This is a genomic window from Acinetobacter sp. WCHAc060042 (assembly GCF_003231195.1).
Lineage (GTDB): Bacteria > Pseudomonadota > Gammaproteobacteria > Pseudomonadales > Moraxellaceae > Acinetobacter.
Genome location: NZ_QKVN01000003.1, coordinates 25,906 through 48,475, shown reverse-complemented (window position 1 = coordinate 48,475; position 22,570 = coordinate 25,906). Strand labels below are relative to the sequence as shown.

The 22,570-nt window shown below is 40.6% G+C and carries 21 protein-coding genes; 6 read left to right on the top strand and 15 right to left on the bottom strand.

The features are described 5' to 3' along the window. Positions 1-85: 85 nt before the first annotated feature. The 5 genes from DPG01_RS02005 to DPG01_RS01985 all read right to left on the bottom strand — a co-directional run bounded on the left by DPG01_RS02005 (position 86) and on the right by DPG01_RS01985 (position 5,978). The gene (locus DPG01_RS02005; protein WP_110974043.1) at positions 86-1,315 is read right to left on the bottom strand and encodes an MFS transporter; all 1,230 of its coding nucleotides are present in this window, start codon (positions 1,313-1,315) and stop codon (positions 86-88) included. A 249-nt stretch (positions 1,316-1,564) separates the two neighbouring features. Next, positions 1,565-2,455: a pirin family protein gene (locus DPG01_RS02000; RefSeq protein WP_110974042.1), complete on the bottom strand. Its 891-nt coding sequence runs from the start codon at positions 2,453-2,455 to the stop codon at positions 1,565-1,567. An 87-nt stretch (positions 2,456-2,542) separates the two neighbouring features. Next, positions 2,543-3,961 (bottom strand): AbiH family protein, encoded by a 1,419-nt coding sequence (locus DPG01_RS01995; RefSeq protein WP_110974091.1) that lies wholly within the window; start codon positions 3,959-3,961, stop codon positions 2,543-2,545. Between the two features lie 94 nt (positions 3,962-4,055). Beyond that, positions 4,056-4,427: a hypothetical protein gene (locus DPG01_RS01990; protein ID WP_087527330.1), complete on the bottom strand. Its 372-nt coding sequence runs from the start codon at positions 4,425-4,427 to the stop codon at positions 4,056-4,058. Between the two features lie 141 nt (positions 4,428-4,568). Then, positions 4,569-5,978 carry an FAD-binding oxidoreductase gene (locus DPG01_RS01985; protein ID WP_086209010.1) on the bottom strand — a complete coding sequence of 470 codons (1,410 nt, stop codon included), beginning with the start codon at positions 5,976-5,978 and terminating at the stop codon, positions 4,569-4,571. 364 nt (positions 5,979-6,342) lie between these two features. Between DPG01_RS01985 and serA the strand changes: the two genes are divergently transcribed. From serA to DPG01_RS01970, 3 genes are all read left to right on the top strand, one after another. After that, positions 6,343-7,575 carry a phosphoglycerate dehydrogenase gene (gene serA, locus DPG01_RS01980; protein WP_086209011.1) on the top strand — a complete coding sequence of 411 codons (1,233 nt, stop codon included), beginning with the start codon at positions 6,343-6,345 and terminating at the stop codon, positions 7,573-7,575. A 138-nt stretch (positions 7,576-7,713) separates the two neighbouring features. After that, positions 7,714-8,589 (top strand): EamA family transporter, encoded by an 876-nt coding sequence (locus DPG01_RS01975; protein ID WP_110974041.1) that lies wholly within the window; start codon positions 7,714-7,716, stop codon positions 8,587-8,589. A gap of 179 nt (positions 8,590-8,768) precedes the next feature. Next, complete coding sequence (locus DPG01_RS01970) at positions 8,769-9,641, top strand: EamA family transporter (RefSeq protein ID WP_110974040.1); 873 nt, start codon at positions 8,769-8,771, stop codon at positions 9,639-9,641. A gap of 40 nt (positions 9,642-9,681) precedes the next feature. On the opposite strand, the gene DPG01_RS01965 is transcribed toward DPG01_RS01970, so the two are convergent. From DPG01_RS01965 to truB, 3 genes are all read right to left on the bottom strand, one after another. Continuing rightward, positions 9,682-10,140, bottom strand: a complete 459-nt coding sequence (locus DPG01_RS01965) for a hemerythrin domain-containing protein (RefSeq protein ID WP_110974039.1) — start codon at positions 10,138-10,140, stop codon at positions 9,682-9,684. A gap of 163 nt (positions 10,141-10,303) precedes the next feature. Further along, positions 10,304-11,071 carry a sulfite exporter TauE/SafE family protein gene (locus tag DPG01_RS01960; RefSeq protein ID WP_110974038.1) on the bottom strand — a complete coding sequence of 256 codons (768 nt, stop codon included), beginning with the start codon at positions 11,069-11,071 and terminating at the stop codon, positions 10,304-10,306. 33 nt (positions 11,072-11,104) lie between these two features. Then, the gene (gene truB / locus DPG01_RS01955) at positions 11,105-12,010 is read right to left on the bottom strand and encodes a tRNA pseudouridine(55) synthase TruB (protein ID WP_086209016.1); all 906 of its coding nucleotides are present in this window, start codon (positions 12,008-12,010) and stop codon (positions 11,105-11,107) included. 155 nt (positions 12,011-12,165) lie between these two features. Between truB and DPG01_RS01950 the strand changes: the two genes are divergently transcribed. From DPG01_RS01950 to DPG01_RS01940, 3 genes are all read left to right on the top strand, one after another. Beyond that, positions 12,166-13,200 carry a lipase secretion chaperone gene (locus DPG01_RS01950; RefSeq protein WP_110974037.1) on the top strand — a complete coding sequence of 345 codons (1,035 nt, stop codon included), beginning with the start codon at positions 12,166-12,168 and terminating at the stop codon, positions 13,198-13,200. A gap of 53 nt (positions 13,201-13,253) precedes the next feature. After that, positions 13,254-14,219 (top strand): esterase/lipase family protein, encoded by a 966-nt coding sequence (locus tag DPG01_RS01945; protein ID WP_228156955.1) that lies wholly within the window; start codon positions 13,254-13,256, stop codon positions 14,217-14,219. A 172-nt stretch (positions 14,220-14,391) separates the two neighbouring features. Then, positions 14,392-15,363, top strand: coding sequence for an esterase/lipase family protein (locus tag DPG01_RS01940; protein ID WP_086209018.1), 972 nt, complete (start codon positions 14,392-14,394; stop codon positions 15,361-15,363). Between the two features lie 60 nt (positions 15,364-15,423). On the opposite strand, the gene rplS is transcribed toward DPG01_RS01940, so the two are convergent. The 7 genes from rplS to DPG01_RS01905 all read right to left on the bottom strand — a co-directional run bounded on the left by rplS (position 15,424) and on the right by DPG01_RS01905 (position 22,547). Continuing rightward, positions 15,424-15,795 carry a 50S ribosomal protein L19 gene (gene rplS / locus DPG01_RS01935; RefSeq protein ID WP_004974529.1) on the bottom strand — a complete coding sequence of 124 codons (372 nt, stop codon included), beginning with the start codon at positions 15,793-15,795 and terminating at the stop codon, positions 15,424-15,426. 136 nt (positions 15,796-15,931) lie between these two features. After that, positions 15,932-16,675, bottom strand: a complete 744-nt coding sequence (gene trmD, locus DPG01_RS01930) for a tRNA (guanosine(37)-N1)-methyltransferase TrmD (RefSeq protein WP_086209019.1) — start codon at positions 16,673-16,675, stop codon at positions 15,932-15,934. A gap of 27 nt (positions 16,676-16,702) precedes the next feature. Then, positions 16,703-17,251 (bottom strand): ribosome maturation factor RimM, encoded by a 549-nt coding sequence (gene rimM / locus DPG01_RS01925; protein ID WP_086209020.1) that lies wholly within the window; start codon positions 17,249-17,251, stop codon positions 16,703-16,705. Between the two features lie 25 nt (positions 17,252-17,276). Next, on the bottom strand, positions 17,277-17,534 hold the full coding sequence (gene rpsP / locus DPG01_RS01920) for a 30S ribosomal protein S16 (protein WP_004718284.1): 258 nt from the start codon (positions 17,532-17,534) through the stop codon (positions 17,277-17,279). Between the two features lie 149 nt (positions 17,535-17,683). After that, positions 17,684-18,127, bottom strand: a complete 444-nt coding sequence (locus DPG01_RS01915; RefSeq protein ID WP_110974036.1) for a type IV pilin protein — start codon at positions 18,125-18,127, stop codon at positions 17,684-17,686. Next, positions 18,114-18,638: a type IV pilin protein gene (locus DPG01_RS01910; protein ID WP_110974035.1), complete on the bottom strand. Its 525-nt coding sequence runs from the start codon at positions 18,636-18,638 to the stop codon at positions 18,114-18,116. Before DPG01_RS01910 ends, DPG01_RS01915 begins: the two co-directional genes overlap by 14 nt. Positions 18,639-18,647: 9 nt before the next feature. Beyond that, on the bottom strand, positions 18,648-22,547 hold the full coding sequence (locus DPG01_RS01905) for a PilC/PilY family type IV pilus protein (RefSeq protein WP_228156954.1): 3,900 nt from the start codon (positions 22,545-22,547) through the stop codon (positions 18,648-18,650). Positions 22,548-22,570 lie beyond the last annotated feature (23 nt).

The window sequence follows — 22,570 nt, the reverse complement described above, 5'->3', positions numbered from 1 at the left end:
TTTTAAAGCCATAATAAAAAAGCGCCTATTCATCTGAATGGGCGCTTTTTTGATGTGAACTTCGCTAAATTCAGCGAATAAAATCTTAGTAGACACCACTCTCAAGACGGCTTTGTATCACTTTCTTCACGGTCACACGAGGAAAACTAAACCACAGGGTAATTAAACTGAGGCAGACCAAACTATAAGCCCAAAGACCAAATTCCACATACGCCATACGCACCAGTTCAATCACGAAGAAAAACGTAAACATCATCAGTACCGAAACGGCTGCGGCAACTGTCCCTTTGGACACTTCAGATGACATCAACGCAAAGCGGTATAACACTGAAAAACTAATACCTTCGCCAAAGCTCACCAAAGTCATCCCCACAATCAGTAACGGTAAGAAATAGCTTTGGAAAATCGTGCCGAGCACCACCAACAGCGTACCGATAAACATCAAGGGCAAACCGAGTAACACGGTTTTACCCAGTGCCATTTTGTCGATGACTTTAATCAGCACAATATTACCTAGAATGAGACCACCCAAGACAGGGAACTGCGCCAAGCCATATTGCATACTGCTCAGGCCAAGTTCCTCGACCAAGATTACGGGTGACAGTGCAATCCACAACATCAATGGCATGGCCACCATAGGCAAACCAAAGGTGAGCGCCAAAAAAGTCTTATTTTTATAGACCGTTTTATAATCATCCCATATATAACGTAGTGGCTTTTTAGGAATACTGTGCTGTGTCGCAGGCATTTTGGCTTTTAAACCAAACCAACTTAAAAAAGCCAAAAAGGCGATGCCAATAAAACCCCAATGCCATGACACATGGTCAATCATAAATGCCCCGACCACAGGACCAAGTAACGGTGCTAGCAAAGAAATATTCGCCATAAGAGCCATGACCTTAATAGCATCACGCTCTTCAAAACTTTCCTGTACTGCGGCATAACCCACCGCAGAAATCATCGACAGCCCAACACCTTGTAAAAAGCGGAGTGCCAAAAAAGACTCAATATTTTGAGTGAGTAAAATTGCAAGGCAGGTCAGCACAAAAAATGCCACACCCGAGAGCAGCACTTTTTTACGGCCTAAACGGTCTGAAAGTGGCCCAAGCAGCCATGCGACACAGGCACCGCCCAATAAATAAAAAGACATGGACGATGGTGCCCATGCACTGCTGACCCCAAAATCTTGGGCAATGGCGAGCATGGCAGGTTGGACTAAATCATTACCGATATAGACCGAAAATTCGAATAAAACCAATGCCAAAGGAAACATCAATGTGGCACGGCTTAACTTTAAAGTTTGTACGTTTTGCATTGTTATCTACATATAAAATGCGTACAAGCCTGAGCGAAGTTCGTTGGAGGGAGAGACGACTAAGCCCAATGGCAAGCACTGTAAAATTGAATAAAAAATGTAATGGGTGCGAGAAATGCACACTGGTTTTACGCTGTATTCACAAAGCGTTTTTAGAAAAGGTGTTATTAAAATAGACTGAGCGGTGACACCAACAAAGCTCATTTAAGCTATTTTAGCAGTGTTGCATCTGTTTGTATTGTTACTTTTTTAAGTTTCATCTGTCACATTGGATTTTATACGAGGTGCGATAAAATGCCCTTGTTTTAAGTCCTCATACGCTTGTAAAACTTCGGCGAAAGTGTTCATGACAAAATAGCCACGTCCATAAATCGGTTCATTTAAAGGTTGCCCACTGAGTAATAAAAAAGTGCAGTCTTGGACAGTTTGTATTTCAAGGTACTCACCATGATTAGACATGACCGCCATCTGTTGGGCTTCAACGGTTTCGCCACTATAAAGCTGAATGCGACCACTACGGATATACAGTAGTGTCGTTTCGCCTTCCAATGCAGGTAAAACCGTTTTCATCCCTGCTGTGAGTTGCACATCCAACACGGTCATAGGGCTATGTGTTTGAGCAGGCCCTGTCTGGTTTTCATACGTCCCTGCAATCACCCTGACCTTTCCTTGAGCTTGCGCGAGTTCCAGTTCTGGAATCATGGTACGACTCAAGTGCTGATAACGTGCAGGATTCATTTTGTCTTTGGCAGGCAAATTGACCCACAGTTGGATCATTTCAAATGCCCCGCCTGTTTTAGAAAATGCCTCACTAAATACTTCTTCGTGCAGTACTCCAGCCCCTGCTGTCATCCACTGTACATCCCCTGCGCCAATCACACCACCACCGCCTGTAGAGTCCTGATGGGCAATTTCACCTTGATAAACGATGGTCACCGTTTCAAAGCCACGATGCGGATGTTCACTCACGCCTTTTTTTAAGTGGGTCGGCTGTAAATAACTCGGGCCGATATGATCGAGCAATAGAAAAGGTGAAACCGAGTTCCCTAGTTCATAGTGTGAAAATACGGAGATGACTGGGGCAAAGTCGCCTACAGCCGTACGTGTACTTTCTGAGTGAATAAAGGCAAGGGTTTTCATTTTATTCTGCTTATCATTTGAATAATTTGATCATAGCCTAGCAAACAACCCTGTTCGATAGGCTAGATGAGTTTCAGTGTTGTAAAATTAGGATGCTTGATCTACATCTGAGCTCTTTTGAGCAAGAAATTTAATTTCTGGATTAGGCTTAAAGCAAAGCCATTTATTTTTCATCCATTGCTCAACTTTGTCTTTGCCCAAAATTGCCAACAAATTATTGAGTAATGAAAATTTTGCAGTTTTATCAAAGTAATAGACTGTAACACGAACATTTCGATCAATGTCATCATTTAAGCTAAAGATATCTATAATATAATCCTTGTCCGAGGTATCTAGTGAATGCCCCCAAATGCTAATATGCATTTTTGGGTTTAACTCTGAGCGTAATTTCCTCAATGCCTCTTTCTTGGCAGTAGAACTAAAGCTATTTGGACGTTGGAATTCACTATCAGGTAAATCCTTTTTAAGATCATAATTTTTATGACGTCTTTTAGATTCTTTAATAAAGTTATCTAAAAATAAATAATGCGTATCTTTAAAAAGTTTCTGATGATATTTAGTGAATCCATAAGCTTTTATTTTCTTTAAGGACTCATCCTCTAAATCAGAAACACCCAAAACAATATTTTGATACTCCCCGCAACTACCATGTAAGTACTCTACATCAACAGAATCATGGAGACGTTGATAGGTATTTGTGTAGTTAAAAGAGAAAATTTTATCAGGATAAGACCACTCAGCATCAATTTCTATCATCTTACTTCGAGATAATTGACCAACAATAATTTCTAAATATAAGTTAAAAATTTCAATAAACCTCTCTAATTCTGTATGCAGAAATGTCATAAACTCAGTAGAACAAAAGCCATTTTTAACATTCTTTCCATGACAAAAATTCATATTAAGATTAAAAGGAATAATTGCTCCTTCATTTTTAGTTGTAAAGTTAAAGAAGTTTAGGGTTTCCAAATCCTTTATCTTTATTTTTAAATAATCTTTTCCTCGCATATTTATATAGTTTATTATTTTATTTGGATGATCCATTGACTCTAGATCAACTATACAACGAGCCACTACAACCAAAACTTCTTCAATTTTCTGTTCAAAATCAATCCAAGTTTTTATTTCCTCAACATGATTTTTAAAATATTGATACCAACAATTTAACTCTAAACGGTATTGAAGTTCTAAAACATCTTTTGCACAAATTTCAACACTTTCAGTTAAATAAAACTCTTTTGTCTTTTCTATAAACTTTGAATCGCGTGTTTTATAGAACAACTCATCAAATGTCATATCGTGTGGTGGCGATGCTATACCCTCACGTTTCTGAAAAGTTTTTTCTAATAAATTAAGCCATTCATCAATACTCTTTTCTGCTAAATTTTTGGGCAGGCCACCTGTATCCTTTTCTGCAATTACTCCCATTACATCCATAAAATGATCGTACTTCGTCGGCAAATAATGCGACAAATCAAAACCGTTCCCAACAATCAAAATATTCATTTTTATAAAACCCCAAAAAGCAAAAAAGCGCATCAACCGATACGCTTTTTATGAGGCAGACTCGCCTAAAGTTCAACCATAAATCAAAGATTTATTATGAGCATTTTGCTGTTTGGAAGTTCTTGGTGTTTTTACCGCGCGCACATTGGTAAGAGGTTTTCGTCGCAGTTTTTTCCCAGTCGCCACCAACCAATTTAAAGTTATACACGGTACGCACCGACTTTACCGAATCATCTAACAACCCTGTTTCTGTCACTTTGACTTCTGCCGCAGTCGGGGACTCAACTGTATTAAAGTATTGACGGATCTCAACCGTAGCTAGCTCATTACGCAAATCTGGACGCTCTTTGAGTACCTGAGCCAACGGTGTATCTGACGAACCGACTTTATTTACTAACTCTTTCGTCGTCGCACAGCCTGACAATAATCCCACACATACGGCTGAAGCTAAAATAAGACGCAACATAAATCCCACCCAAAATTCATTATTTATCAGTCCATCATGCCTTTTTTGTGACCATTACACTATTTAGCAAATGTAATTCAGTCCCATCAACCATAAAAAAAGCGCATCACGATGAATGCGCTTTTGAAACCCAATTCGAACTTAAAGGTCGAATAATTTACCTGGGTTCATAATGCCGTTTGGATCGAAAACTTGCTTCAATGCCTTCATATATTCAATCTCTTCCGCCGAACGGGTGTAATCAAGATATGGCTTTTTGGTCATACCGACACCGTGCTCAGCAGAAATTGAACCGTCGTATTTTTTCACGGTTTCAAAGACATATTTATTCACCACCTGACATTTGGCAAAGAACTCATCCTTGCTTAAGTCCGCAGGTTTTAAAATATTTAAGTGTAAGTTCCCGTCACCAATATGGCCAAACCAACAGATTTCAAAGTCTGGGTAGTTGCTTGCCACAATCGCATCAATTTCTTTAATAAATGCAGGTACATGCGTAATCAGAACTGAAATATCGTTTTTGTACGGTGTAAATGGTGCAATTGACTCAGAAATGTCTTCACGTAAACGCCATAAGCTTTCCACTTGATCGAGGCTTTGGCTCAACACGCCATCTAGTACCCAACCTTGTTCCATACAGTGCTCAAAAATTTCCATCGCCTTGTCCATAATTGGCTCAAATGGCGCTTCAAATTCTAACAATACATAGAATGGACATTCAGTTTCGAATGGACGTTGCACATGACCATTTGCCAACACTTTTTGCATTGCCAGTTCACCAAAGAACTCAAATGCAGTCAGGTCAATTTTGGCTTGGAAAGCATGCAATACAGGCATTACAGCATCAAAATCAGGTACACCCAATACCATTACTTGAAGGTCTTGCGGTTGGCGTTCCAGTTTGATTTCTGCTTCAGTCACTAAGCCCAGTGTCCCTTCACCACCAATGAACAAATGTTGTAGTGCATAACCCGTTGCGTTTTTGATCATGCCTTTGTTTAGACGCAGCACATCACCCTTACCTGTGACTACAGTTAAACCGAGTACCCAGTTACGCGTCATGCCGTATTTAATGACTTTGATACCGCCAGCATTGGTGCCAATGTTTCCACCAATTTGACTCGAACCCGCAGAAGCAAAATCCACTGGGTAGTACATGCCTTGCTCTTCCGCATAGTTTTGTAGCTGTTCAGTCACCACACCTGCTTGGACACGAACCATACGGTCTGCTGGGAAGAATTCCAAGATTTGGTTCATCTTGTCCATGCTCACCACAATTTCACCATTGGCAGCGACTGCACCGGCAGATAAGCCAGTACGACCACCCGATGGTGTAATTGCAACATTAAACTCATTTGCAAGTTTTACAACCGCTTGCACTTGTTCTGTGCTCGATGGAAAAACGATGACTGACGGGTTTGGATCAAAATGTTTGGTATGATCGCGTCCCCAATTTTCAAGGCTATCCGCATCGGTTTTAATGCGGTTTTCACCTACAATTGCTGTCAATTGGGTCAATAACTCTGGGGTTAAAGCGACTGGAGCATTCATCGTTTTCAGACCTTGCAAGAAGTAAACAAGTTGTTTGTGGCGCTAGGGTTCTATGCAGGGAAAGTGTTTGATTTCAGTCTTTGCATACCCTAAAGCTTAGGCAATTCGTGAGGATTTCAGTAGCAGTGCGCAACTGAGTTATTTTCACGGAGTCATATTATAAGGCATTTTTTCTGTTTCCCGCAGAAAAAGCTGTTTTATTCAGGATACCTTTGAAATGATTAATTTAATTAGACCAAAAAGCCTTTTTTACGCACTATAGCGACTAAAAATACCCAATAGAGTCTGTATAAAGGAAATGTATATCGAGCGCGGTACGTGCTATTATATCGCCACTAAATTTGGCCTTTGTAGCGGAGCCGTAATGAGCCAACATCTTTCACTTCCTAAAGATAAAATTCGTTTCTTGTTGTTAGAAGGCGTTCACCAAAACGCAATCGACACACTAAATGCTGCCGGATACACCAACATCGACTATCGTAAAACTGCGCTTGAGGGTGAAGCGTTGAAAGAAGCGGTTAAAGATGCACATTTCATTGGTATTCGTTCCCGTACACAACTCACTGAAGAAGTGTTTGAAGCTGCGAATAAATTAATCGCGGTCGGTTGTTTCTGTATTGGTACCAACCAAGTGAACTTAAATGCTGCGATGGTTCGTGGTATTCCAGTATTTAACGCACCTTACTCGAATACACGTTCAGTGGCTGAACTTGTACTTGCTGAAGCAATTCTTCTTCTTCGTCGTGTACCTGAAAAATCAACAGATACACATGCAGGTGGTTGGAACAAATCAGCTGTTGGTTCGTTTGAAACGCGTGGTAAAACTTTAGGGATCGTCGGTTACGGTTCAATCGGTTCACAACTTTCTGTGCTTGCTGAAAGCATGGGTATGAAAGTGATCTATTTCGACACAGTGACCAAGTTGCCTTTGGGTAATGCACGTCAAGTCGGTTCTATGGGTGAACTTCTTGCAAATGCTGACGTGGTTTCTTTGCACGTACCAGACGTTCCGTCTACACGCAACTTCTTCGGTAAAGACCAATTTGCACAAATGAAAGAAGGTTCAATCTTCATCAATGCTGCACGTGGTACATGCGTACTTATCGAAGATTTAGCAGATGCCTTGAAATCAGGTCATGTTGCTGGTGCTGCGGTTGACGTATTCCCGAAAGAACCAAAAGCCAATGGTGAAGAGTTCGTTTCTCCACTACGTAACATTCCAAACGTGATCTTAACCCCTCACGTGGGTGGTTCAACCATGGAAGCGCAAGCGAACATTGGTTTAGAAGTGGCTGAGAAATTTGTTTCTTATTCAGATAAAGGCATGACTTTATCTGCAGTAAACTTCCCAGAAATCGCTTTACCATTGACTGAAGGCAAACACCGTTTACTTCACATCCATAAAAACGTGCCAGGCGTGTTGTCAAAAATCAACAACTTGTTTGCTGAGCACGGCATCAACATCTCAGGTCAATCTCTCATGACCAAAGGTGATGTCGGTTACTTGGTGATGGATGTAGACGCAACTGCATCTCAAGAAGCGTTAGATACTCTACAAGACGTTGAAGGCACAATCCGCGTTCGCGTATTGTTCTAATTCAACTATATTTAAAAACCACAGCTGCCAAGCTGTGGTTTTTTTATTTTTGAATACTTGTTAAAATTTTATGTGTAATCTGAGCACATACTCCGCTACTTTTTCCAAGTATTCACTTCCCTATCTAGTATTCTAATAATGCCAAATCTAAAAAGCACTCCCCACCTCCAAGCGACCTTTTTATTGCTAATTGCAATGCTCAGCTTGCAAAGTAGTGGTTCACTGGCCAAAGTCTTGTTCGATCAATTTCCCATTTTAACCGTTTCAGCTATGCGCTTGCTGTTGGGATCAATCATCTTGGCCGTACTGTTTAAAATTTGGCAGATTGACTTTAAGCAAGTTAAATACAAGGCCATCATCAGCTATGGTTTTGCTTTGGCAGGCATGAACCTATTGTTTTATTTATCTATTGCTCGCCTGCCGCTCGGCATTGCAGTGTCGTTTGAGTTTATTGGCCCACTCAGTGTCGCGCTGTTTTATGCCAAACAACGCTTTGACTTTGTTTGGGTCGGGCTAGCTATTTTAGGCTTGGTTTTACTGTTTCCTTTCGACCAAGCAGCTCAACCTTTAGACCTTCTTGGGATTGTATTTGCACTAGGTGCAGGTGCATGTTGGGCACTGTATATCGTGGCGGGACAGCGCCCATCGGGTATTTCAGGCAACCATACCGTATGCTTAGGCATGTTTGTCGGTATGCTGATATTAATGCCGCTCGCTCTGTTCAGTGGTTTACCTACAAATGTCTTTGAACCCTCAAATCTAATTTATTTTATTGCCTTAGCTGTTTTAGCCAGCGCCTTACCGTTTAGTCTGGAAATGATTGCACTGCGCAATTTAACCGCTTTAAGCTTCGGCACGCTCATGAGCCTAGAGCCTGCGATTGCAGCACTATCTGGTTTTGTATTTTTAGGTGAGAAACTGCTGTGGTCTCAGTGGCTTGCCTTGAGTGTCATTATCATGGCATCCATTGGTTGTACATATACCGCGCAAAAAGCACGTCAAATCACACAGTGAAGGTCTTTAGTGATATTTGAATTTAAAAATTAGCATCATGCCTGCGTAGACATTATTTTTAAATTCATGTTGTTGCATTTAAAAAAATTCAGCTGATTTCGCATCCCCATGCAGAGCGAAATCGCTATACTAATCCACCTTCTTAAAATAACAGGTCACCATGACCTGATGCATGCATGATGCCTAATTCTCAACTGATGGCAGTGATGTTCATGGTCTTGTCCATGCTGTCCTATCAAATCAGTGCTTCTTTTGCCAAGCAGTTGATTGCAGTGCTGGATCCCCTCACCGTGGTGACCCTTAGACTGTGCTTTGCCGCAATTTTAATTGTGCTGATGTTCCGCTCATGGAGCATTATCAAACGCCTACCGCATTTAAAATGGAAAGATTTACTCAGCTATACAGCAGCTTTATGCCTCATGAATATTTTATTTTACGCTTCGCTAGGTAGACTTCCTCAAGGTATTGCCGTCGGTTTAGAGTTCTTAGGTCCTCTGACTTTGGCACTACTGTCGATCAAGCAACAACGTGATTATATTTGGGTCGGATTGGCCATTTTAGGCATTGCACTCATGGTGCCGTGGCATCAAGCTAACGCCAGTAATTTTTCTTTCTTAGGCGCAGTATTTGCAATGTCGGCAGGAGCCTGCTGGGCACTGTATATCTATTTTGGGCAAAAAGTCGTCCGTCAAAATATCGGCATGCATGCTCTCAGTATTGCAATTGTGATGTCAGCTTTATTGCTGTTACCCATCAGTGCCTCACATAATCCAACAGCCTTGATGCAAACCGAATATTGGCCCAAAGCCTTATTGATTGCCCTATTGGCAACCGCAATTCCCTACGCCCTAGACCTCATGGCCTTAAAACGCTTGAGTAAACTCAGCTACGGTACTCTTTCCAGTTTATCCCCTGCCTTAGCCGCTTTGGCTGGTTGGTTGTTACTCAAAGAACAAATTAGCCTGTGGCAAACCTTAGCGTTGCTTTGCATTATGGTGGCCTCTGTCGGCGTGACATTTAGAGCTAAATCTGATACAGATGAAAGTGTCTAAATCAGCAAAGATCACAATCGTACTTTATTTGAAAACAACCTTAGACCAAGCTGTCTTTGTCGATTTTTTTATATTTTCTATATTCACGCCGATATTGCTCCGCAAGTGTTATCTTCTGCGTGTCAGCTAAAATTTTTCCGGCTTGCTGAAAGAAACCATGTTCCTCTTCTTGTAAGTGATGATGTACAGTTTCCGATAGTTTTTTTGCAATTGCCAACCAACTTGGATTTGAGAACGCTGTCTCGGTCAGTTGTTCCAATAGCTCATCCATTTTATGGTGCTCTGCCAAAGCATGACGGGTAATGTTGAGGCCTGAATCGGTCATCATTAAAGGAATATAAAAATAACGATCTTCTGCAACAGCATGAGCAAATAATTCATTTTTGAGGCGCTCAAATAGCTCACGGCGTTCTGGCGTATCGCCCGAGGTACTTAACAATTGTTCTGCCAAATCGCGTTGTATGACATGACTTTCTCTTAAAGCTTCAAATATATTCATTCTATGCTCCAGTCCAATTCAAGCTAAAACATCTCTTTTTTTTTGCAAAGAATCTCTACACAGCGTTAAGCACGCTCTATTGATCTTAAACAAAAAAAATGAAAAGTCAGGTCATGGTCTGCACGCTTTTTGTAATAAAAGTTTGAATGAATCTGCTGTGTCTTTACATAAAGAACATTTGATAGCTGAGCCTTAAAATCAGAATCGTAACTAAGATGAGGAATAAAATACGGATAAAGCCACTACCATATTTCAGCGCCATTTTTACACCACAAATTGATCCGATCATATTCGCCACCGCCATGAAACCACCAACGACAAAGAGCACATGACCCGAGGGAATAAAGAAGCTCAAAGCAGCTAAATTGGTCATTACGTTACCAATTTTAGCCAGTGCTGCTGCATGTAAAAAGTCGACCCGTAAATATCGGATAAAATAGAAAATAAAGAAGCTACCCGTACCAGGGCCAAACAGGCCATCATAAAAACCAATGGCTAGGCTACCAACACCTGCTAAAAGCAAAATTTTCGGTGTAACCTGTTGTGCCATATGGACTTGTCCAAATTGCTTTTTCATGAGGGTATATACTGCCATCACAATCAGCATGACCAAGACAAAAGGCTGTAAAATTTCTTTCGGAATCATCGCAACACTGGCAGCACCACCAAATGAGCTGATCGCTGCACAAACTGCGACTACTGCTAAAAGTTTCCATTCAAAGCGGACTTTACGTGCAAAAGAGACTGCGGAAGTCGCTGTTCCCACGACTGCCGCCAATTTGTTAGTGCCAAATAAAGTTGCAGGCGCCATAGAAGTAAAAGCATTCATCAGGGCTGGAATTTGGATCAGCCCGCCACCACCAACAGCAGCATCAATTGCCCCTGCACAAAAGGCAAAAAAGATCAGACTGATAATAATGTCAATATCCACACCCTTTCCTTTTTACCAAGTGATATATTTTAATTATAGATTTAAAACACGTTTAGGAACCAATCTTTTCTTCTCGGTAATTTCAGCCAAACCTAAGCATTTTTCTCCATCGAAAACCAAGACCTGTGCTTCTGCTGTATGCTCAATATTACTTTCCATACCGCGACTGAAGTATTCACTGCGCCCTTCTGGAACTTGTACTTTTGGGAAATGATCTACAGGAGCATACACAGGTAACAACAGTGCTTCACGCTCTTGTTCAGACAAACTTTCTAAATACTCGATGCTATAGCTTGGAATCAGATCAAAATGACCCGTTTTAATGCGGTGTAAATAAGTCAAATGACCATAAGTACCCAATGCTTTCGCAATATCTTCGCCTAAAACACGAATATATGTGCCTTTGGAACAAGTAATATCAAGGGTTAAGCTTTCTGCTGTGAATGAAAGCAACTCAATCGCATAAATCGTAATCGGGCGTGACTCACGCTCAATCTCAATTCCTTTACGAGCTAACTCATATAAAGGACGCCCATCTTTCTTCAAAGCGGAATACATCGGTGGTACTTGCTGAATATCACCCATAAATTGAGCCAAAATGGCTTCAATCAGCTCTTCGCTTAACTCAGGTACAACCTGCTCTAACAGCCGTTCGCCCTCCACATCACCTGTGGTGGTACTGTGACCTAGTTGGATTGTAGTTTGATAGCGCTTCACAGAGTCCAACAAAAAGTGCGAAAACTTGGTTGCCTCACCCAAACAAATCGGCAACAGTCCCGACGCTAATGGATCAAGTGCTCCTGTATGCCCTGCCTTTTGCGCACGGTACAACCAACGTACTTTTTGCAGTGCCGCATTTGAACTCAGCCCCAGAGGTTTATTCAATAAAAATACCCCATTGACTGCACGGCGCTGGATTTTTGAAGTAGATGATTTCATAACATACACATGTCTTAAAGCTGTCGTCATACTATCAACCGTTCATCAGTTTTTACAACTTTTCTGTTGTTTATTTGCATTCTCATTGCAAAATAAAACATGTTCAGTCATATGAACATCATAAAAAATACAATATGGACGTTTAGGCATAGGATATGCAAAAAAAGAAATTATGGTTGCTCTTCGCAGTCATCGTTATTGTCGTGCTTAGCTTTTTAATTTGGCTTGCGCCAAATGCTACAGATGGCTCAAGCAACGAGCAAAGCACCATGCGCTCATCAGGACATGATATGAGTGCAGCATTGACCAAATCAGGATTACAATCCTCCACAGCACTCCCTTTTGTAAGCAATAGCCAGCAAGACACTGAAGTGAATTGCCAACTTGCACTCGATCCAAGTAATCATTTGATTGTGAATGAGCAAACACGAAATTGCTTTGAATATTTTATTACCCAGTACGGTGAAAAAAATATTGACCAAATTAAACAAGATTTTAAAGCCTATATAGAGCAAGGCTATAAGGAACCTGCTTTAAAACAGATCTTAGACCTCTGGAGCCGCTATCTAAACTACCGTGTGCAACTGGGCAGCTTAAAAGAGCCAAGTCTAAGTAAAGAAGACCCTGAATATTACCGTAAGATTTTTGGTCTCATGAAAAACTTGCGTAGCCAGTTTTTTTCAGACTATGAAATTGAAGGCTTATTTGGTGCTGAAAATATCTACCATGAGTACACCTTAAATCGCATGAGCATCATGGCAGATAAATCATTAAACGAAGTACAAAAAGCACAAAAACTGAAGGAATTATTTGCCCAACTGCCAGAAGATTGGAAAGAGAATTTAGAACAACTTTCTAAACTCGAAGATTTGCGCAAACTCACTTCAGAGATTAAAGCCCGTGGCGGGTCTGTAGAAGAGCTACGTCAAATGCGCATCAATCTGGTCGGTGTGGAAGCTACAGGACGGCTCGAGCAACTTGACCAAGATCGCGGTAACTGGAAATCTCGGGTCAATAGTTACTTAGAAAAACGTGATGGTATTTTAAAAAGTAACATGAGCCAAAGTGCTCAACAGCAAGCCATCCAACAACTTCGAGATCAACAATTTAGCAATTCCCAAGAACAACTTCGACTAGGAGCATTTGAAACCACTCATGATTCAGGGGGAAAACTCCCTTACGCAGAATAAATCTGTACGGCACGACTTTTTTCAGGATGAAAAAAATGTTTAAAACGAAAATAATGAAACAAACAATGACACTACTCAGCTTGGTTGCAGGTATTGGACTCGGCTCAACAACAGCAAACGCAGGTCTACAAACGGTAACGGCAACCGTAAAAAGTACCTATGCACAAACAAAATATCCCCTCCTCTTTACTCACGGGATGTTTGGTTTTAGTCGTGTGGGCGTTGCAGAATTTGGGCTTGATTATTGGTATCAAATTTTACCCGATTTAGCTCGAAATGGCGCAACGACTTTTGCTGCACAAATTTCACCGCTTGAATCGACTGAAGTACGTGGTGAACAACTGCTACAACAAGTTGAAGAAGTGATTGCCATTACTGGAAAAGACAAGGTTAATTTGATTGGGCATAGTCATGGTGGGCCTACCATCCGCTATATTGAGGCAGTCAAACCGCAATATGTAGCATCTCTTACAGGTGTTGGAGCAACTTTCCGTGGTTCGAAAGTAGCAGATAAACTTCTTGCCAATGAAGGTGGAACACAACTGCTCAGTCTTGCTGCGGATTATATTATTGGTCCATTAATTGCCTATGGTCAAAACAATCCATCATTAAAAAGCAACTTAACCGCATCACTGACATCTATTAGTGAACAAGGGTCTAGTACTTTTAATCAAACATACCCAACCACAGCACTTGCCTCAGACTGTAATAAGAGTGGTGCAACTTCAAGTAATGGCGTGTATTACTACTCTTGGACTGGTACTTCACAAGTCACCAATATTTTAGATGTCGCAGATAGTGCAATCTCACTATTAGGACCTTTAGCATATGGTAATTTAGACAATGATGGGCTGGTATCCCGTTGTAATACACACTTTGGTAAAGTCATTCGTGATGATTATGATTGGAATCATTTAGATGAAGTCAACCAAGTGATGGGTTTACGCGGCCTATTTAGCTCCGACCCTGTCGATGTTTACCGTCAACATGCCAATCGTTTAAAACTTCAAGGTCTTTAATTATATGCTTCTCTTCAAACCCCATGCGTTTTGAAGAGAAGCGCTTTATGAATTATCCAGTTACAAATTGTACTTAATTTAATCGGATTTCTTCCCGCTGTGACAGCGCACATTTTATACTCATCTTGACAACTTAAATTGTCGCCAAAAAAATAAAAAATGAGGATGATCAATGAAATATGGACTATTGATAGCTGGACTGCTATCGACCTACGCACTGACCGCAACACAAACTCATGCGGCTGCTTCGCAAATTAAATCAAGCTATGTTGCCTCTAGCTACGCAAAGACCAAATATCCTTTAGTCTTTGCACATGGCATGGGAGGTTGGATTCGTGCAGGTACGGATGAGCTGGGTGTGGATTATTGGTATCAAATCTTGCCTGACCTAGCCCGTAACGGTGCAAATGTATGGGCAACACGGGTTTCTCCATTTAACACGTCTGAGGTTCGTGGCGAGCAACTACTGCAACAAGTTGATGAAGTTTTAGCCATTACAGGCGCCGCTAAAGTTAATTTGCTTGGTCATAGCCATGGTGGGCATAGCATTGCCTATGTCTCCAATGTTGCTTCCAATAAAATTGCTTCAGCAACGGCTATTTCCAGCCCTTTAAAAGGCTCTCCTGTTGCAGATCTGATTATTTCTGCACAAGGAACCCCATTGGAACAGCCATTGGTGGCGCTGATTAATTTTGGATCTAAGGCGATTGTATGGGCACAGCAACAAGACCCTAACTCTCTACCACATGACGCACTTGGTGCAGGAAAAAGTTTAAGTCAAGCAGGATCAAAAGCATTTTCACAAAAATATGCTTTAGGTATGCCAAAAACAAGCTGTGGCGAAGGTACGGCCATGGAGAAAGGAATTTACTTCTATTCTTTTTCGGGGAACTCAACATTAACCAACATTCTTGATCCAGACTCATTATTAGGTGCAACAGGTTTACTCATGCAAGCACCAAATGATAACGATGGCTTGGTCTCACGCTGTAGTGCAAAGTATGGCAAAACAGTTCGCGATAACTATAACTGGAACCATTTAGATGTCATTAACCAGTTCTTTGGTTTACGTTCTATTTTTGCTCCAGACCCTGTTGATGTCTATCGTCAACATGCTAATCGCTTAAAACTTCAAGGACTGTAACACTTAAACATAAAAAATGCGCCTAATGGCGCATTTTTTAGCAAATAAGCAAAGTTAAAATTAACCTTGTTTACGTGCTGGTAACTTTTCACGAATACGTGCAGCTTTACCAGACAACTCACGTAGGTAGTAAAGTTTAGCACGGCGAACGTCACCACGACGTTTCACTTCGATTTTAGCAACGATTGGAGAGTGAGTTTGGAATACACGCTCAACACCAACACCGCTTGAAATTTTACGTACTGTGAACGCAGAGTTCAAACCACGATTTTTCTTCGCAATTACAACACCTTCAAATGCCTGAAGACGCTCACGGTCACCCTCTTTTACTTTAACCTGAACGATTACTGTATCGCCTGGTGCAAAAGCTGGGATGTCTTGTTTAAGCTGTGCATTTTCTACAGCTTGTACTAAAGGATGCTTACCGCTCATGGGGTATCTCCAATATGTGTGGGTCAGAAGAGGTCTGAGATCCACTGGGTATAGAGGCTAAAACGCATAGACCCGATTAGCTTTCTCTTTATGCCTGACCACTTCAATGCATAAAGAGCCTATTAAAAGGATACTTTTATTGAGTATCCAAATCTTTTAGCCATTTCTTTTGCTGCTTGCTCAACTCAACATTCTCCACCAACTCAGGTCGGCGTGCTTTGGTTCGTTGATAACGCTGCAAAAACCGCCATTTCTCAATATTGGCATGATGTCCCGACTTTAAGACTTCAGGGACATCCAAACCTTCAAAATGGTCTGGCTTGGTATATTGTGGGCAATCCAAAAGACCATCCACAAATGAGTCTTGCACATGAGACTGTTCATCAGACATTGCACCCGGAAGTCTCCGAATAATACTGTCCAATAAAACCATCGCAGGAAGCTCTCCACCTGACAAAACGTAATCCCCTATGGACCATTCCTGATCTACATATTTTTGGATCAGACGCTCATCAACCCCTTCGTAACGACCACACAACACAATCAATCCATCATAGTCGACAAACTGTTGTACCGCATGCTCATTTAAGGTGTTTCCTTGCGGTGACATATACACCACAGGAACATGAACTGCACCTGCTTGCACTGCAAGCTCTTTGGCATGTTGAATCGCTTTCGCCAAAGGCTCAGCCATCATCACCATACCTGGACCACCACCAAAGGGACGTTCATCCACTCGTTTGTAGTTGCCCTCAGCATAATCACGAGGATTAATACAAGTCACTTGTACTAAATCACTTTTTGCTGCACGCCCGCTAATACCGTAGGCTGTAATCGCTTCAAACATTTCAGGAAAAAGCGTAATGACTGCAAAAAACATCGCAGACCCCCGTATTTCCAAAAATAGTTAGTAATCCACGCCCCAATTAACGTAGATACGACCAGCTTCGAGATCAACGCGTTGTACCACATCTTTATGCCATGGGATCATGCGCTCTTCGCGATCAATGCTGTCTGGTGTTGCGTGAACCACCATGACATCATTCGCTCCAGTCTCAAACAGCTCATGGATTTTACCGAGATTTACTTCTTGTTCCTCATCATCCAAACCTAACACTGTTAGGCCTTTCAAATCAGACCAGTAAAACTCATCCACGCCAGCTTGAGGTAATTGCGCTTTTGAAATCCATACATTTGCACCAACTAGGTTATCTGCTGCAGTGCGATCAATCACACCTTTCAACGCAACAACCAAGCCTTTGCCATGTGGTTTCCAACGTTTTACATCAACTGTTTGCCAACCTTCTTTGGTCTCAATATACCAAGGAAGATAGTCAAAAATGTTGCTCATAGGTTCTGTATTGGAATAGATCCAGAGCCACCCATTTAATCCATATGCTGAACGCAACTGTCCAATCTGAATACGATCTTCAGGAACATTCTGTGTTGGTGTCATGGGCTACCTACTACTTAATCAAAAATTATGCAGTAGCTGCAGCTTTCTTAGCTTGAGCAGCTAAAGAAGCAACACGTTCAGATGGTTGAGCACCTTGAGCAACCCAGTGCGCAAAACGGTCAGCATCTAAACGAAGTTTTTCTGCTTTACCTTGAGCTGTTGGGTTGAAGAAACCAATGCGTTCGATGAAACGACCGTCACGTGCATTACGGCTATCAGTTACAATAACTTGATAGAACGGACGTTTTTTAGCACCACCGCGTGCTAGACGAATAACTACCATGATACAACCTTATAGTTTTTACGGATTATCCCTGTATCGACCACCGATACATTTCAAACCCCTTTCATAGAGGGCAGTATTTTACGTTATCTTTAGAGCGAAAGAAAGATCAAAATTTGTTTATCCACAATTTTGAATTTGGGATTTACCTAATGTCTAGTGTCCCAAGAAGATTGGTTGCTTAGGTTTCCAGCATCACAATCACTGCCCTTTTGCCAAAACTTAAATCCGTCTTGGTTTAAACAAATCTCACCATTGTTTTTTTGAACTGTCGAACTATTTGGCTCTGCTTTTAATAAATACCCTTGATTATCCGCATCAATCGCTAAATTTAAAGTATATTCACCACTATTTGGATATGTAGCTGAAATACCAAGACCTGCTAAAGTTGCTCCAGTATAACTATGATTTACAGATTTATAGCTCTGTAAACGCTGGGCAATATTCATCATTTGAGCTTGAACATCCACACGATTTGTTTTTACTCTATAAGATGTATAAGAGGGATAAGCTATAGCGGCTAGAATTGCAATAATCGCAACAACGATCATGAGTTCAATTAATGTCAGGCCAGCATATTTACCATTTTTCATAATTATCCTCTCCACATCCTTCATAATCTTTTACCATATCAGCTGTACGTGTCATACAACGTATACCCGTACTAGTAAGTAATAGATCATAATTCTTAGGCTGTTTTAATGTCGTACCGCCATCTTCAGTAACCCTCTCAACTTTTATTGCCCAGTTTAAACCTAAAACTGTAGAAGAATTATCAGATAAGCTATCCTTTACTTCCAGATCAACAACCGTTAGCTTATATTTCGCATCACTTTCATCACTGCCAACAGGTAAATAGAGCTCACCCTTTGCATTATCATAACTTGGGTAAATATAAGTTGCGTCAAACCCCTTATAACTAAAATTCTTATTCTTAAAACGCTCCAATTCACTGGCTATTTTCAAAGCTTCTTGCTTCGCCATGGCTAAGTCTTTTTTTTGAATATAGGCTTGATAACTAGGCACAGTAATCGCAGCAAAAACTGCGATTATTACCAGAACGATCATCAATTCAATTAAAGTAAAACCCAATTCTTTTTTCATAAGCTTTACCTACTGTGTCTCATACCAGCGCATTTGTTTTAATCTTGAGCTATTATCAAACAACTGGCACTCTGGTTTATTTTTATTTGCAGATAACTCACAATCTTTCGGATCTCGATTGACAACCAATCCAAGTGTACCATCCTGATTTAAATAGCCTTGACCAACACCAGTACCTAAAATCCCTCCACCGAGTTTCACTCGATTCGGTTCAGTAGTTGCGGCAAGATAAAAGCTACAACGCCCTGTAGGTAAGCAAAATTGATATAAATATGAGTCACCTTTTACACCTGCACCGCAGTTACCACCAATACCAACCCCATCTCGATGATACACATTCGCATATAACATTGAATCTAAAGCATAAAGACCGTTCATACCTTTATATTCACCATTATTATTTGAGTAATAATATTTCCACCCTGCTTTAAAGCCATTAGTATCACTATGTTGTACACCAGTAGCTAAGTTCAATACTTCTAAATTTAGATTTTCAGAGTCTAGGGTCACATCATCATCAAATAAAGTTGATTTTGCGACATCATTATCAAATGCAACAAAAAGCCCATCTCTAGCACTTGCAGTATTTGAATTTGCTAAACCTGCTAATGGCGAACTTCTATTTCCTGAGCTAAAGGCAACTGCGGCAAAATATTTCCCACCTGAAAGATGAATCGAAACACTCGGCATATCATAAAAGCGCGGTTTTAATTGATCCTCAGGGGCTTCTTTAAATAAGGTCACCACACGTGGTGAAAAAACGTCTGCATCTTTTGCATTATTTATATCCACACGGAAACCTTGCCCTCCTAAGTCACCAAAATACAAATGATCAGCCAAACCATCACTATCTCTATCTAAAATATTAATTTGAGATACAACGCTGTAGTTCAAATCAGTATTAATCGTTTGTTGTGTCGCACCTGTTCTAGCTTCTGAACTAGTCCACCAGAGTAGTTCCCCTGTCATTGCATCAAACATATAAACGCCGTTCCCTAAAGATGATGTTGGATTCGCAGCAGGATCTTCATAAATCGGATCATACCCACCGCCTACAAACATCACCAAGCGCTTTTCACCATTCCAATTCACATGCGTAATTGTTGGTTTAGACCAGCTTTGTCCCATGCGCTGTAAAGCTTCTGACGCATTTTCTGCTTTAGGGTTTATAACAAACATTAATTTTGGCCGTTGTGTGGCAGATGCAGGATTAGATTCATCTAACTTAGCTTTCAATACATAAGTTAAATCTAAACCATAATAACTATACCCCCCCATTCGTAAACCACCATAAATCCATTGCAATCCTTTAATGGTCTGATCGTTTTCTTCATCATCTTTATTAAGGAGTCGACCTGAATCTTGTACCGTCAACGTCCCATCCGCTTTGGAAACATATTTTGTATATGCAGTCCAAGGTGCATCTACCCCATAAAAAAGATTATTCTTTCCACCTGTAGAACTTGACTCTGGCAAAAATGCAACCTTCTGTCTTTCCATAATTTCATTTGGAATAAAGGCAAATACCTCTTTTCCTGCGCTATCAACAACATGCAAAATGCCTTGAGTTGAACCAAACAGAAGGTAATCTTTTCTTTTTTCCGTTTTAATTTGGTTATTTTTATCTAGATACACTCGCCCTTCTTGTGTTAGTTGAATTGGAGTTGAATGCATTACACTCCCTAACTGTCTTAACTCAGGCTTTTCAGTCAAACGATCACGTGACACATTTTCCCCAATTGGTACATTATATCCCAATACATTAAGCCAATAATTTTTGTCAGGATCATTCTTCAACAGCCCAGAATCATCGGTATTATTTGTTTCACTAAATAATGAATCTAAACTGACTTCAACTAAATTATTAGATTGGGAAACAACCGTATAAGGTGTTGTGGTTCCTTCAATTGCTCTATTAGTAAATACCTTACGCTGCGTAAATTGCACCTCATCTTCTATACCCGTCCTTAGTGGCAAACGACTAACAACACCATCCCCCCAAAGTCCGACAGCAGTCCTATCAATAGAGCCATCACTCTTAATTAATTTAATTGTATTATCGGCATTATATAATTGACCATTGAAAATATTATATTTGTTTAAGTTGCCCACCCATAACTGAGTGCTTTCTTGAGGTTTTGGAATAAACGAAGAATAATAAGCATATGGTAATACTGTCGTTGGATTTAAACTATCCACAGGGATAGTCGGACTACCTGTGACAACAGGATCAAATTCTGGTTTTACTTCATCTAAGAACTTCACAATACTTGTAATAATATCATCCGAAGATTGGGCTGAATAAAATCCACCTTCACCAAATCCACCAACATTTGGTAGGGAGGTGTGTGAGCGCGCACCCCAGTTACATGCATTTCGCGCGTCAACCTTATCAACTGGAATTTTTGAACAATTATAATACTCTCTGAGAGTCCCCTTAGCATCTGTTAAAGAGCGAATCACACGGTCAACTTCGGGTTTATCTAAGTCAGCCTGCTTATCAACATCAAAAACCGAACCAAAGCCCACCACAGCTGTTTTAATTTCCATGCCTTTTGGGTTACTTGTTTTACTTCGTAAGGCTTTCGCAAACTCGCCTACAGCTGGCATACCATGACCAGCTTGTGACCCATTTGGTAAAGTTCCTGTTAAAGGAATACTAAAACTTGAACCATTAGTACCTAAAGCAGCTTTCATTAACGGCTCAGGCACTGGCGAACTGTTCGGTTCACCATCTGTTAAAAAGTAAATACCTTGTCCATTACATTGGGTGCTTGTTGTTGATAATGGACTAATATAGTTTGTACTGGTTTTAGAAGAGGTTACTGATTTCGAGAATCCACTATAACCCAGATTAGCCGCAGTTGAAGTTGTACTTTGCACTAGACAAGTTCTTACTGGTGACCAGCCTAATGCACATTGCTGGGTACTCCATCCACTTGAACCAATAACAGTGCCAAGATTACCATTATATGAATTGCACGAAAATCCAGACCAACCCGCACATTTTGAAAATACTGTTCGCCCCCAACCATCTGTTCCAGAACTTACATACTCTTCCCGCATACCTGTAATAGTCGTTGTAGTATTTGTTCCTAACATATAAGCACCAACTTCTGCATATGCATTTGCAGTTGGAGTACCATTAGAGCCACGTAAATCTGCAACAGCTGTTTTTATAAGATTTTTTTGAGTTGTATTTAAAAGAGCTGCTGGTACCAACATTTTGCCAGAAGAGCCGTCCGCACTGGTATAGACATTATCACTTTCACTTTGTGCTGAGAAATTACCAACACCGATAGATACACGTGTAGGATCTATTAGATTACTGTCCAATAAAGCAAAAATTGCATCTTTGAGGCGCGTCAAACGATCATAATAAATCTTGCCACTAATCGTTACATCCTTAAAGTAAAAACACTCATTATTATTATTACAATTTTGGGCATTACCATTACTATTAAATCTTCGAGCTGTATAATCATCTACGTTCGGGGTAGTTGCTATACCATGGTTACATTGTCCTCTGTCAGTACTACCATTAATATCCACACAGGTGTACCAAGTATAGTTATTATTTAATCGAGCACTTCGTTTAAAGTAATAACGTCTTTCATCTCCGCCACCAACCTCACAATAGCTTCGCGTATAGGAAGGGGTTGTCACTGATGAAACACTTCCTGTTGTTACTGTCCCTGTAGACCCACTTGGAATATCACATGCACTACTACCAACTTGACCAACTGACATACTCCCTGAAGTATCCAACATGAGTGAAATTGTTGTTTTTCCATTCGTAGAATTTGAATAAATTTCTATATCACTGGCATGTGTAACACTTTGGCAGACGATTAGTGTCATACTCATAGATACCATGCTAGCAAGTGCCGTATAGCTATACTTTTTCATTTTATTACTCCTCAACACCCTAG

Bases quoted from the DNA above. Each gene is read 5' to 3' on its own strand.
- DPG01_RS01905 (WP_228156954.1), bottom strand. From the start codon at position 22,547: ATGAAAAAGTATAGCTATACGGCACTTGCTAGCATGGTATCTATGAGT.
- DPG01_RS01985 (WP_086209010.1), bottom strand. From the start codon at position 5,978: ATGAATGCTCCAGTCGCTTTAACCCCAGAGTTATTGACCCAATTGACA.
- DPG01_RS01910 (WP_110974035.1), bottom strand. From the start codon at position 18,638: ATGAAAAAAGAATTGGGTTTTACTTTAATTGAATTGATGATCGTTCTG.
- DPG01_RS01965 (WP_110974039.1), bottom strand. From the start codon at position 10,140: ATGAATATATTTGAAGCTTTAAGAGAAAGTCATGTCATACAACGCGAT.
- serA (WP_086209011.1), top strand. From the start codon at position 6,343: ATGAGCCAACATCTTTCACTTCCTAAAGATAAAATTCGTTTCTTGTTG.
- DPG01_RS01915 (WP_110974036.1), bottom strand. From the start codon at position 18,127: ATGAAAAATGGTAAATATGCTGGCCTGACATTAATTGAACTCATGATC.
- DPG01_RS01945 (WP_228156955.1), top strand. From the start codon at position 13,254: ATGAAACAAACAATGACACTACTCAGCTTGGTTGCAGGTATTGGACTC.
- DPG01_RS02000 (WP_110974042.1), bottom strand. From the start codon at position 2,455: ATGAAAACCCTTGCCTTTATTCACTCAGAAAGTACACGTACGGCTGTA.
- DPG01_RS01995 (WP_110974091.1), bottom strand. From the start codon at position 3,961: ATGAATATTTTGATTGTTGGGAACGGTTTTGATTTGTCGCATTATTTG.
- DPG01_RS01990 (WP_087527330.1), bottom strand. From the start codon at position 4,427: ATGTTGCGTCTTATTTTAGCTTCAGCCGTATGTGTGGGATTATTGTCA.
- DPG01_RS01970 (WP_110974040.1), top strand. From the start codon at position 8,769: ATGCCTAATTCTCAACTGATGGCAGTGATGTTCATGGTCTTGTCCATG.
- DPG01_RS01950 (WP_110974037.1), top strand. From the start codon at position 12,166: ATGCAAAAAAAGAAATTATGGTTGCTCTTCGCAGTCATCGTTATTGTC.
- DPG01_RS02005 (WP_110974043.1), bottom strand. From the start codon at position 1,315: ATGCAAAACGTACAAACTTTAAAGTTAAGCCGTGCCACATTGATGTTT.
- rimM (WP_086209020.1), bottom strand. From the start codon at position 17,251: ATGACACCAACACAGAATGTTCCTGAAGATCGTATTCAGATTGGACAG.
- rplS (WP_004974529.1), bottom strand. From the start codon at position 15,795: ATGAGCGGTAAGCATCCTTTAGTACAAGCTGTAGAAAATGCACAGCTT.
- truB (WP_086209016.1), bottom strand. From the start codon at position 12,010: ATGAAATCATCTACTTCAAAAATCCAGCGCCGTGCAGTCAATGGGGTA.
- DPG01_RS01975 (WP_110974041.1), top strand. From the start codon at position 7,714: ATGCCAAATCTAAAAAGCACTCCCCACCTCCAAGCGACCTTTTTATTG.
- DPG01_RS01940 (WP_086209018.1), top strand. From the start codon at position 14,392: ATGAAATATGGACTATTGATAGCTGGACTGCTATCGACCTACGCACTG.
- trmD (WP_086209019.1), bottom strand. From the start codon at position 16,675: ATGTTTTTTGCAGTCATTACGCTTTTTCCTGAAATGTTTGAAGCGATT.
- rpsP (WP_004718284.1), bottom strand. From the start codon at position 17,534: ATGGTAGTTATTCGTCTAGCACGCGGTGGTGCTAAAAAACGTCCGTTC.